The following is a 12,301-nucleotide window of genomic DNA, read 5'->3' on the forward strand; positions in this document are numbered from 1 at the left end:
CAAGTCGATGACCAAAAAACTCCATATTAAAACCTGGGGCTGTCAGATGAACGAGTACGATTCATCGAAGATGGCCGATCTGCTGGATGCCACCCACGGCTATCAACTGACCGACGTGGCGGAAGAAGCGGATGTGCTGCTGCTGAACACCTGCTCAATCCGCGAGAAGGCTCAGGAAAAAGTCTTCCATCAGTTGGGTCGCTGGAAACTGTTAAAAGAGAAGAATCCAGACCTGATTATCGGCGTCGGTGGCTGCGTGGCATCGCAAGAAGGCGAGCACATTCGCCAGCGCGCCCACTATGTCGATATTATTTTTGGGCCGCAAACGCTGCACCGTCTGCCGGAGATGATCAACTCCGTGCGCGGCGACCGCAGCCCGGTTGTAGATATCAGCTTCCCGGAAATCGAGAAGTTTGACCGTCTACCGGAACCGCGCGCCGAAGGGCCGACCGCGTTTGTCTCCATCATGGAAGGCTGCAATAAATATTGTACCTACTGCGTGGTGCCTTACACCCGTGGTGAAGAGGTAAGCCGTCCGTCTGACGATATTCTGTTTGAGATTGCCCAGCTTGCTGCTCAGGGCGTGCGTGAAGTCAACCTGCTCGGTCAGAACGTGAACGCCTGGCGTGGTGAAAACTACGACGGCACCACCGGATCGTTTGCCGATCTGCTGCGTCTGGTTGCTGCGATCGACGGGATCGATCGTATTCGCTTTACCACCAGCCATCCGATCGAATTCACCGACGATATCATCGAAGTGTACCGCGACACGCCTGAGCTGGTGAGCTTCCTGCATCTGCCGGTACAAAGCGGTTCCGATCGCATTCTGAACCTGATGGGCCGTACCCATACGGCGCTGGAGTACAAAGCGATCATCCGTAAACTGCGTGCGGCGCGTCCAGATATTCAGATCAGTTCTGACTTCATTGTTGGCTTCCCTGGCGAAACCACCGAAGACTTCGAGAAAACGATGAAGCTGATTGCCGACGTCAATTTCGACATGAGCTACAGCTTTATCTTCTCTGCACGTCCGGGTACACCAGCCGCCGATATGGTTGATGATGTTCCGGAAGAAGAGAAGAAGCAACGTCTGTATATTCTGCAAGAACGTATCAATCAGCAAGCGATGGCATGGAGCCGCCGGATGCTCGGCACCACCCAGCGTATTCTGGTAGAAGGGACTTCGCGTAAGAGCATCATGGAGCTTTCCGGGCGTACCGAAAATAACCGCGTGGTCAACTTCGAGGGCACACCGGATATGATCGGTAAATTCGTCGATGTAGAAATTACCGACGTCTACCCGAACTCTCTGCGCGGTAAAGTGGTGCGTACTGAAGATGAAATGGGTCTGCGCGTGGCAGAAACACCGGAATCGGTGATTGCCCGTACCCGCAAAGAAAACGACCTTGGCGTGGGTTATTATCAGCCGTAATTCTCAGGCCCGCCGTTCCGGTGGGCCTTGTTTTTTCTCTCTTTATCCCCATCTTTATCGCAATGCTTGCGCCTTTTTCCTGTGGCGTGAATAATTTCCTTATAGGCCGGTGAATGTTCAGCTTCCGGCGACATACAGATAAGAGGAACGGTTTGAACATAGACACTCGCGAAATCACCCTGGAGCCAGCAGACAACGCGCGTCTGTTGAGCCTGTGCGGCCCGTTTGATGACAACATCAAGCAGCTCGAACGCCGTCTCGGCATCGAGATCAATCGCCGCGACAACCACTTTAAACTGACCGGCCGTCCGATTTGCGTCACCGCTGCGGCAGACATTCTGCGTAGCCTGTATGTCGATACAGCCCCGATGCGCGGTCAGATTCAGGATATCGAACCGGAACAGATCCACCTTGCGATTAAAGAAGCGCGAGTACTGGAGCAAAGTGCGGAGAGCGTGCCGGAGTACGGCAAAGCGGTCAATATCAAAACCAAACGCGGCGTAATTAAGCCGCGCACGCCAAACCAGGCGCAGTACATCGCCAATATTCTCGACCATGACATTACCTTCGGCGTTGGCCCGGCGGGTACGGGTAAAACCTACCTGGCAGTGGCTGCGGCAGTTGATGCCCTGGAGCGTCAGGAGATTCGCCGTATTCTGCTGACTCGTCCGGCGGTCGAAGCCGGTGAGAAACTGGGCTTCCTGCCTGGCGATTTAAGCCAGAAAGTAGACCCGTATCTGCGCCCGCTGTACGACGCGCTGTTTGAAATGCTGGGCTTTGAGAAAGTTGAGAAACTGATTGAGCGCAACGTTATTGAAGTCGCGCCGCTGGCCTATATGCGTGGTCGTACGCTGAACGACGCGTTTATCATTCTCGATGAGAGCCAGAACACCACCATCGAACAGATGAAGATGTTCCTGACCCGTATCGGTTTTAACTCAAAAGCGGTTATCACCGGCGACGTCACACAGATCGACCTGCCGCGTAATACTAAATCAGGCTTACGTCACGCCATCGAAGTGCTGGCCGATGTCGAAGAGATCAGCTTTAACTTCTTCCACAGCGAAGACGTGGTTCGTCACCCTGTGGTGGCGCGTATCGTTAACGCCTATGAAGCCTGGGAAGAAGCCGAACAAAAACGAAAAGCGGCGCTGGCGGCAGAACGCAAGCGCGAAGAACAGGAACAAAAATGAGTCAGGTGATCCTCGATTTACAACTGGCATGTGAAGATAATTCCGGGTTACCGGAAGAGAGCCAGTTTCAAACATGGCTGAATGCGGTGATCCCGCAGTTTCAGGAAGAATCGGAAGTGACTATTCGCGTGGTCGATACCGCCGAAAGCCACAGTCTGAATCTGACCTATCGCGGTAAGGATAAGCCGACCAACGTGCTCTCCTTCCCGTTTGAAGTGCCGCCTGGCATGGAAATGTCGCTACTGGGCGATCTGGTTATCTGCCGTCAGGTGGTTGAGAAGGAAGCTCAGGAGCAAGGCAAACCACTGGAGGCGCACTGGGCGCATATGGTGGTGCACGGCAGTCTGCATTTGTTAGGTTACGATCACATCGAAGATGACGAAGCAGAAGAAATGGAAGCCCTCGAAACAGAGATTATGCTTGCTCTGGGCTATGAGGATCCGTACATTGCCGAGAAAGAATAATTTGCCAGGCATTTGACTGGCAGACGTCCCCGCCGTTGGTGATTAACGACGGCGTTTTGATTAACTAACATGAGAACCCATACGACGCCATGAGCGACGACAATTCACACAGTAGTGACACGATAAGCAACAAGAAGGGATTTTTCTCCCTGTTACTCAGCCAACTTTTCCACGGTGAACCGAAAAACCGTGACGAACTGCTGGCGCTGATCCGTGATTCCGGGCAGAACGACCTTATCGACGAAGATACGCGCGATATGCTCGAAGGGGTGATGGACATCGCAGACCAACGCGTTCGCGACATCATGATCCCCCGCTCCCAGATGATTACCCTGAAACGCAACCAGACGCTGGACGAATGCCTTGATGTCATCATCGAGTCCGCCCACTCACGTTTCCCGGTGATTAGCGAAGACAAAGATCACATTGAAGGGATTCTGATGGCGAAAGACTTGCTGCCGTTTATGCGCAGCGATGCTGAAGCCTTCAGCATGGACAAAGTGTTACGTCAGGCGGTTGTCGTTCCTGAAAGTAAGCGCGTAGACCGGATGCTGAAAGAGTTTCGCTCTCAGCGTTACCACATGGCGATCGTTATTGACGAATTCGGTGGGGTTTCCGGTCTGGTGACCATTGAAGACATCCTGGAACTAATTGTTGGTGAGATTGAAGACGAGTATGACGAAGAAGATGATATCGACTTCCGTCAGCTGAGTCGTCATACCTGGACCGTGCGCGCACTGGCTTCCATTGAAGACTTCAACGAAGCGTTCGGCACCCACTTTAGCGATGAAGAGGTTGACACTATCGGTGGTCTGGTGATGCAGGCATTTGGGCATCTTCCGGCGCGTGGCGAAACTATCGACATCGACGGTTACCAGTTCAAAGTGGCGATGGCCGACAGTCGGCGTATTATTCAGGTTCATGTCAAAATCCCGGATGACTCACCCCAGCCGAAGCTGGATGAATAAAACCGAAACTGGATAGATAACTACATGGCTTTTGCCTCATTAATTGAACGCCAGCGCATTCGCCTGCTGCTGGCGTTATTATTCGGTGCCTGCGGAACGCTGGCCTTCTCTCCTTACGACGTCTGGCCTGCGGCGATTATTTCGTTGATGGGGCTTCAGGCGTTGACCTTTAACCGCCGTCCACTCCAGTCTGCCGCTATTGGCTTTTGCTGGGGATTTGGCCTCTTTGGCAGCGGTATTAACTGGGTCTATGTCAGCATCGCGACCTTTGGCGGGATGCCTGGCCCGGTTAACATCTTCCTGGTGGTGCTGCTGGCGGCGTATTTGTCGCTGTATACCGGACTGTTTGCTGGCGTGCTGTCGCGTCTGTGGCCGAAAACCACCTGGCTGCGCGTGGCGATTGCCGCCCCTTCTCTCTGGCAAGTGACCGAGTTTCTGCGCGGTTGGGTACTGACAGGCTTCCCGTGGTTACAGTTCGGCTATAGCCAGATTGATGGCCCGTTAAAAGGGCTGGCACCGATAATGGGCGTGGAAGCCATTAACTTCCTGCTGATGATGGTTAGTGGCCTGCTGGCACTGGCGTTGGTCAAACGCAACTGGCGTCCGCTGGTGGTGGCCGTCGTGCTGTTTGCCCTACCCTTCCCGCTGCGTTACATCCAATGGTTTACCCCACAACCGGAGAAAACCATTCAGGTTTCGATGGTTCAGGGCGATATTCCGCAATCACTGAAATGGGATGGAGATCAGCTTCTTAATACGCTGAAGATTTACTACAACGCAACGGCTCCGCTGATGGGCAAATCATCGTTGATTATCTGGCCGGAGTCGGCGATAACCGATCTGGAAATTAATCAGCAACCGTTCCTCAAAGCACTGGACGGTGAGTTGCGCGATAAAGGTAGCTCGCTGGTAACCGGGATTGTCGACGCGCGTCTCAATAAGCAGAACCGCTACGATACCTACAACACCATCATCACACTGGGTAAAGGTGCACCGTACAGCTACGAATCAGCCGATCGCTATAACAAAAACCATCTGGTGCCGTTTGGCGAGTTTGTCCCGCTGGAGTCGATTCTGCGTCCGTTAGCACCGTTCTTTGATCTGCCGATGTCGTCGTTCAGCCGTGGGCCATATATCCAGCCGCCGCTGTCGGTAAATGGTATTGAGCTTACTGCGGCCATTTGCTACGAGATCATTCTTGGCGAGCAAGTGCGCGATAACTTCCGCCCGGATACCGACTATCTGCTGACTATCTCCAACGATGCGTGGTTTGGTAAATCTATTGGTCCATGGCAACACTTCCAGATGGCGCGAATGCGTGCGCTGGAGCTGGCGCGCCCACTGTTGCGCAGCACCAACAACGGCATTACGGCGGTGATTGGCCCGCAGGGTGAGATTCAGGCGATGATCCCGCAGTTCACCCGCGAGGTGTTGACCACTAACGTGACGCCGACCACCGGACTCACACCGTACGCACGAACCGGCAACTGGCCGCTGTGGGTGCTGACGGCACTGTTTGGTTTTGCCGCTGTGCTGATGAGTCTGCGAGCACGTAAACGTTGATGTGCCTGATGTATCCTGCATGAGCAAAACGTACTTTCTCATTGAGCTTTGGGGCATGGTTATCATGCCCCTTTTTCTTACGGTTCAGGGATACAAGCCACATTGCCATATTGGGGATGACGAATAATTGCCTGCGGATCAAGCGAGCGCGTCCTGTCCAGTTGGATCAACCCGTTCTTCGCCATAACAAATATTTTTCTACCATCCGCTGAAAAACGAAGGTGATTAACGTAGCTGGCAGGATAAACGCCAATAATCTGCCCGGCATTAATATTGAGCAGGATGACATAACCTTGCAGGCCATATGACACCAACGCTAAATACTGACCGTCCGGGCTAATACCCTCAACGGAATAAACGCTCCTGCTACACCATTGCGTCATAATGCTGGCTTGTTGATCCCCTACGCTTATACGTGAAATCCCCTGGCTGTCGGCAAAAATTACATCCCCGTTTTCAGGTCGAAAACGCATCGCCGATATCGTTCCTCGCGCATCACTAGCCGGATAGCTTTCTTTCTGATGCGTGATGGTATTGATGCGTACAATGTCACCTCTGACCATACCGGGTATCAACAATATTTTTTCATCCGGGGAAAGAGCCATAACCCAGGCACCAGGTTTATTACTCGTCCCCGTCCCGTCGTATTTCTCCAGCGGGATATCCGCCACATGCTGATAAGTCACCAGATCAATCGCTGACACACTATTACTGGTGCGATTCATCACCCAGGCTTTTGTGCCATCACGCGAGAGGATAAGGCTGTCAGGATGTGCACCGGTGGTAATCGACTGAATAATCTCCCCTGTCGCCACGTTAATGACCGATAACGCATTCGCTTCAAATGAAGTCGCATAAATCAACTTTTCATCCGGGCTTAATGCCAGCGATCTGACGCCCTGATCTTTACAGCCACCACAATGTTTGACTGACTTTTCTTTCGCTATGGGCGCTGTAAAGGTATGCAGGATTTTCTTTTGTCCGAGGTCGAAAACAACAATGCTGTTCGTGTTTTCAATTGCGGCATACAACATATTACCATCCCGACTGATCGCCATATCATGGATATCGGCAATCTCAGCGAGCAAATCACCACTGGCCTGTTCACGACTTACCGGAGCGGATAATGTTTCCCTGAGGGCGTTGCGTTCCTCCGCTAACTGCTGCTTTTTTTGCCGTCGCTCTTGTTCAATCTCCTGTGGATAAAACGCTTCACGCAGGCTTTGCCTGACTTGTAAAACTGACTCATCCATCTGCTGCTGCGCAAGCCAGATAGCCCCGGTCAGAAGAAGACTGCCCGCAACAATAATCCCGCCTTCCGTAACGAGTCGGTTTTGCCCAGATAAACGCGCGCTCAGCCAACCCAACGCGCCACCCGCAATCAGGCCGCCAATGTGACAAGCATTATCTATTCCTGTTTGCCGGGCACCATACAACAGTGTCAGCGCCACCATACCCAACAGAGAAAATACTCGCCTCTGGTTTTTATGGTATGTGCCCGCACCTGAAGCAAACTGTGTTGCTATCGCTGCACCAGCTATTCCCAGAATCGCCCCGGATGCCCCAACGCTGATGACTATCTGCTCACTTTCGCGTAACGCATAACAGGCGCTGATGAGCCCACCAAAGACGCCGGAGAATAACCAGGTAATCAGGAGTCGCCATTTCCCCAGAATCTGTTCCGCCACGCCTCCCACGACCAGGAATGCAAACATATTCATCAGCAGATGAGAAACACTACTGTGCAGAAAGATACTGCTCAATAAGCGCCAGGGTTCACCCGACAAAGTAAGAGGCGCAACGTTTGCGCCGAGATGGATAAGTGCGGATTGATCGACCTCTTCATAACTCATCCATTGTGCGAGATAACAAAATATCCCAATACAGAGTGCAAAAAGGATAAGGGTTATTGCGGGTAATTGAACATTTAACGGCTTAACCGAAGATGCAGACATAAGGTGTTTCTTCCTTGAAAAGACAGGTAAAAAGCATTTTTCCCGTGTGCAGTTATCATCCCGGCAAACGTCCCATGCCGAAAAGATAATTCTGTCCGAAATATGACTTTTTCAGCCTAAAATTACAATCGTAATTAATTCGCCCCTAAGTATTTTTTGGCATGTAAGTTGCTTTATTTACTGTGTAAGCGATGAAATCAGCCGCGACGCAACCAGGTTGCACCACCACAAATCAGCGGTAGCACCAAAAAGGTGCGGTTTAAGAATTTTGCTTCGGAATGGTGCGGCGCATCTCGCAAAAACAAACAATAAAACAGCAATATCTTTACATTTAGCCAAACTAAATGTTACCTAACAGGCACAACACTGCACAATAAAGTTGCAGACGATAACAACACAAACACTCACAACGGGTATCCATGCGTTCTTAACGCAGAAGATAAAGGAGTTGGATATGCAATTACGTAAACCTGCCACAGCAATCCTCGCCCTGGCGCTTTCCGCAGGACTGGCACAGGCAGATGACGCCGCCCCGGTAGCGGGCAGTACGCTGGACAAAATCGCCAAAAACGGCGTGATTGTCGTCGGTCACCGTGAATCTTCAGTACCTTTCTCTTATTACGACAATCAGCAAAAAGTGGTGGGTTACTCGCAGGATTACTCCAACGCCATTGTTGAAGCAGTGAAAAAGAAACTCAACAAACCGGACTTGCAGGTAAAACTGATTCCGATTACCTCACAAAACCGTATTCCACTGCTGCAAAACGGCACTTTCGATTTTGAATGTGGTTCTACCACCAACAACGTCGAACGCCAAAAACAGGCGGCTTTCTCTGATACTATTTTCGTGGTCGGTACGCGCCTGCTGACCAAAAAGGGCGGCGATATCAAAGATTTTGCCGACCTGAAAGGCAAAGCCGTAGTCGTCACTTCCGGCACTACTTCTGAAGTTTTGCTCAACAAACTGAATGAAGAGCAAAAAATGAATATGCGCATCATTAGCGCCAAAGATCACGGTGACTCTTTCCGTACCCTGGAAAGCGGTCGTGCCGTTGCCTTTATGATGGATGACGCTCTGCTGGCCGGTGAACGTGCGAAAGCGAAGAAACCAGACAACTGGGATATCGTCGGCAAGCCGCAGTCTCAGGAAGCCTACGGTTGCATGTTGCGTAAAGATGATCCGCAGTTCAAAAAGCTGATGGATGACACTATCGCTCAGGTGCAGACTTCCGGTGAAGCGGAAAAATGGTTTGATAAATGGTTCAAAAATCCAATTCCGCCGAAAAACCTGAACATGAATTTCGAACTGTCAGACGAAATGAAAGCACTGTTCAAAGAACCGAATGACAAGGCACTGAACTAATTACAAGAACCAGGGGCGGAAATTCCAGCCCTCTCGATTGTTACGTAGCACGGACAGACTATACGCCTGATGGTCGTTCCCCATCGGGCCTGAAAACCGCAATACGCTGGGTAACAATCTTCGAGGGTAGCAGTTAACGCTGCTACCCTCTTTTTTCTGGAGTAGATTTATGTCTATAGACTGGAACTGGGGTATTTTTTTACAACAAGCCCCGTTCGGCAACACCACCTATCTTGGTTGGATCTGGAGTGGTTTTCAGGTGACGATCGCTTTGTCGATCTGCGCCTGGATTATCGCTTTCCTCGTCGGTTCATTTTTCGGCATTTTACGTACCGTTCCAAACCGTTTTCTCTCCGGTCTGGGTACGTTGTATGTCGAACTGTTCCGCAACGTGCCGTTGATTGTGCAATTCTTTACCTGGTATCTGGTGATCCCGGAGCTGTTGCCGGAGAAAATCGGCATGTGGTTTAAGGCCGAGCTGGATCCCAATATTCAGTTTTTCCTTTCATCCATGCTCTGCCTGGGGCTGTTTACCGCCGCCCGTGTTTGCGAACAGGTACGCGCCGCCATTCAGTCGTTGCCGCGTGGGCAAAAAAATGCCGCGCTGGCGATGGGCCTGACGCTACCGCAGGCTTATCGATACGTGCTGTTGCCTAACGCGTATCGCGTTATCGTCCCGCCGATGACTTCCGAGATGATGAACCTGGTGAAAAACTCCGCCATCGCCTCGACTATTGGTCTGGTGGATATGGCGGCGCAGGCGGGTAAATTGCTTGATTACTCAGCCCACGCCTGGGAGTCGTTTACCGCTATTACGCTGGCGTATGTGTTGATTAACGCGGTTATCATGCTGGTAATGACGCTGGTTGAACGTAAAGTTCGCCTGCCTGGCAACATGGGGGGCAAATAATGTACGAGTTTGACTGGAGTTCCATTGTCCCTTCCCTGCCATATCTGCTCGACGGGCTGGTGATCACGCTGAAAATCACCGTCACGGCAGTCGTGATTGGTATTTTGTGGGGCACCATGCTGGCGGTGATGCGCTTGTCCAGCTTTGCGCCCGTAGCGTGGTTTGCCAAAGCCTACGTTAACGTATTCCGCTCGATTCCTTTAGTTATGGTTTTGCTGTGGTTTTACCTGATCGTGCCAGGTTTTCTGCAAAACGTGCTGGGATTATCACCAAAAAATGATATCCGTTTAATTTCGGCGATGGTGGCGTTTTCGATGTTTGAAGCGGCCTACTATTCAGAGATTATCCGTGCTGGTATTCAAAGTATTTCTCGTGGTCAGTCGAGCGCCGCGCTGGCGTTGGGAATGACTCACTGGCAGTCGATGAAACTGATTATTCTGCCGCAGGCGTTCCGCGCGATGGTGCCGCTTCTGCTCACTCAGGGCATCGTACTGTTCCAGGATACCTCACTGGTGTATGTGTTATCTCTGGCCGATTTCTTCCGTACCGCCTCAACCATTGGTGAGCGTGATGGTACGCAGGTTGAGATGATCCTGTTTGCCGGATTTGTTTATTTCGTTATTAGTCTTAGCGCGTCGTTGTTGGTCAGCTACTTGAAAAGAAGGACAGCATAATGATTACCCTGAAAAATGTTTCAAAATGGTATGGTCACTTTCAGGTGCTGACCGACTGCTCAACCGAAGTGAAAAAAGGCGAAGTGGTGGTGGTTTGCGGCCCGTCTGGTTCCGGCAAATCAACGCTGATTAAAACCGTCAACGGCCTCGAACCAGTGCAGCAAGGTGAAATCACCGTCGATGGTATCGTGGTTAATGACAAGAAAACCGATCTGGCAAAGCTGCGTTCCCGCGTCGGGATGGTATTCCAGCATTTCGAGCTGTTCCCTCATCTGTCGATTATCGAAAACCTGACCCTGGCGCAGGTGAAAGTGCTTAAACGCGATAAAGCGCCCGCTCGTGAAAAAGCATTGAAATTGCTGGAGCGCGTGGGACTTTCCGCACATGCCAATAAATTTCCGGCGCAGCTTTCCGGCGGTCAGCAGCAGCGTGTGGCAATCGCTCGCGCGTTGTGTATGGATCCTATTGCGATGCTGTTCGACGAACCGACATCGGCGCTGGATCCGGAGATGATCAACGAAGTGCTGGACGTGATGGTGGAACTGGCAAACGAAGGAATGACCATGATGGTGGTGACCCACGAAATGGGTTTTGCCCGTAAAGTGGCGAATCGGGTGATCTTTATGGACGAGGGTAAAATTGTCGAAGACTCGCCGAAAGACGCTTTCTTCGATGATCCGAAATCGGACCGCGCGAAAGACTTCCTCGCGAAAATCCTGCATTAATCACTCTGGCGCGCATACCCAAGTGCGCGCCATCTCACGCTTTATCGTTTCGCCCCTCGTATCTGTTACATCCTGGCGTTACCCTTGTCGCAAAGAAGCACACAACAAGGAGCAACAATGGCACTGCCAATTCTGTTAGATTGCGACCCAGGTCATGACGACGCTATCGCAATAGTTCTCGCCCTCGCCTCACCAGAGCTTGATGTCAAAGCAATTACGTCTTCCGCCGGAAACCAGACACCAGAAAAAACCTTACGCAATGTTCTTCGTATGCTGACCTTGCTTAATCGCACCGATATTCCGGTAGCAGGCGGCGCGGTAAAACCGTTAATGCGTGAGTTGATTATCGCGGACAATGTGCACGGCGAAAGCGGTCTGGATGGCCCGGCATTACCGGAACCGACGTTCGCACCGCAAAACTGTACGGCGGTAGAGCTGATGGCGAAAACGCTGCGCGAAAGTGCGGAACCTGTCACGATTGTGTCTACCGGACCGCAAACTAACGTTGCCTTGCTGCTCAATAGCCATCCGGAACTGCATAGCAAAATTGCCCGTATCGTGATTATGGGCGGCGCAATGGGGCTTGGTAACTGGACGCCTGCGGCTGAATTTAATATTTACGTTGACCCGGAAGCGGCAGAAATTGTCTTCCAGTCAGGGATCCCAGTGGTGATGGCCGGTCTGGATGTTACTCACAAAGCACAAATCCACGTTGAAGACACCGAGCGTTTCCGCGCGATTGGCAACCCTGTTTCAACCATTGTTGCCGAACTGCTGGATTTCTTCCTCGAATATCATAAAGACGAAAAATGGGGCTTTGTCGGTGCACCGCTGCATGACCCATGCACCATCGCCTGGCTGTTGAAACCCGAGTTGTTTACCTCTGTTGAGCGCTGGGTTGGCGTGGAAACACAGGGGAAATATAGCCAGGGTATGACGGTTGTTGATTATTATTATCTGACTGGCAATAAACCGAATGCCACTGTAATGGTCGATGTTGATCGTCAGGGCTTTGTTGATTTACTGGCTGATCGTCTGAAATTTTACGCTTAAC

The 12,301-nt window shown here is 51.5% G+C and carries 11 protein-coding genes; 10 read left to right on the forward strand and 1 reads right to left on the reverse strand.

The annotated features are described in order from the left end of the window. Positions 1-7 precede the first annotated feature (7 nt). From miaB to lnt, 5 genes are all read left to right on the forward strand, one after another. Entirely contained in the window at positions 8-1,432 is a 1,425-nt protein-coding gene (miaB, locus tag HGD79_RS08375; protein ID WP_000162740.1) for a tRNA (N6-isopentenyl adenosine(37)-C2)-methylthiotransferase MiaB, read from the forward strand. Positions 1,433-1,584: 152 nt separating this feature from the next. Continuing rightward, positions 1,585-2,625: a PhoH family protein gene (locus HGD79_RS08380; RefSeq protein WP_001018040.1), complete on the forward strand. Its 1,041-nt coding sequence runs from the start codon at positions 1,585-1,587 to the stop codon at positions 2,623-2,625. Beyond that, positions 2,622-3,089, forward strand: a complete 468-nt coding sequence (gene ybeY / locus HGD79_RS08385; protein ID WP_000084469.1) for an rRNA maturation RNase YbeY — start codon at positions 2,622-2,624, stop codon at positions 3,087-3,089. Before HGD79_RS08380 ends, ybeY begins: the two co-directional genes overlap by 4 nt. 89 nt (positions 3,090-3,178) lie before the next feature. Continuing rightward, on the forward strand, positions 3,179-4,057 hold the full coding sequence (corC, locus tag HGD79_RS08390; protein ID WP_001278605.1) for a CNNM family magnesium/cobalt transport protein CorC: 879 nt from the start codon (positions 3,179-3,181) through the stop codon (positions 4,055-4,057). A gap of 24 nt (positions 4,058-4,081) precedes the next feature. Further along, a complete protein-coding gene (lnt, locus tag HGD79_RS08395; RefSeq protein ID WP_000853051.1) occupies positions 4,082-5,620 on the forward strand; it encodes an apolipoprotein N-acyltransferase in 1,539 nt (512 codons plus the stop codon). 77 nt (positions 5,621-5,697) lie between these two features. Here lnt and HGD79_RS08400 read toward each other — a convergent pair whose 3' ends face one another. After that, positions 5,698-7,575 carry a rhomboid family intramembrane serine protease gene (locus HGD79_RS08400; protein WP_001276717.1) on the reverse strand — a complete coding sequence of 626 codons (1,878 nt, stop codon included), beginning with the start codon at positions 7,573-7,575 and terminating at the stop codon, positions 5,698-5,700. A gap of 454 nt (positions 7,576-8,029) precedes the next feature. Here HGD79_RS08400 and gltI point away from each other — a divergent pair, with 454 nt between their 5' ends. The 5 genes from gltI (at position 8,030) to rihA (ending at position 12,300) form a co-directional block, all read left to right on the forward strand. After that, positions 8,030-8,938 (forward strand): glutamate/aspartate ABC transporter substrate-binding protein GltI, encoded by a 909-nt coding sequence (gene gltI / locus HGD79_RS08405; protein WP_001177088.1) that lies wholly within the window; start codon positions 8,030-8,032, stop codon positions 8,936-8,938. 169 nt (positions 8,939-9,107) lie between these two features. Then, positions 9,108-9,848, forward strand: coding sequence for a glutamate/aspartate ABC transporter permease GltJ (gene gltJ / locus HGD79_RS08410; protein ID WP_000020944.1), 741 nt, complete (start codon positions 9,108-9,110; stop codon positions 9,846-9,848). Next, entirely contained in the window at positions 9,848-10,522 is a 675-nt protein-coding gene (gltK, locus tag HGD79_RS08415; protein ID WP_000272824.1) for a glutamate/aspartate ABC transporter permease GltK, read from the forward strand. The genes gltJ and gltK overlap by 1 nt, the downstream gene beginning before the upstream one ends. After that, the gene (gene gltL, locus HGD79_RS08420) at positions 10,522-11,247 is read left to right on the forward strand and encodes a glutamate/aspartate ABC transporter ATP-binding protein GltL (protein WP_000631384.1); all 726 of its coding nucleotides are present in this window, start codon (positions 10,522-10,524) and stop codon (positions 11,245-11,247) included. Before gltK ends, gltL begins: the two co-directional genes overlap by 1 nt. Before the next feature lie 117 nt (positions 11,248-11,364). After that, the gene (rihA, locus tag HGD79_RS08425; RefSeq protein ID WP_001207519.1) at positions 11,365-12,300 is read left to right on the forward strand and encodes a pyrimidine-specific ribonucleoside hydrolase RihA; all 936 of its coding nucleotides are present in this window, start codon (positions 11,365-11,367) and stop codon (positions 12,298-12,300) included. The last annotated feature ends 1 nt before the right edge of the window (position 12,301 follow it).

It is taken from the genome of Escherichia sp. SCLE84, assembly GCF_012584495.1.
Taxonomy (GTDB): Bacteria; Pseudomonadota; Gammaproteobacteria; order Enterobacterales; family Enterobacteriaceae; genus ECMA0423.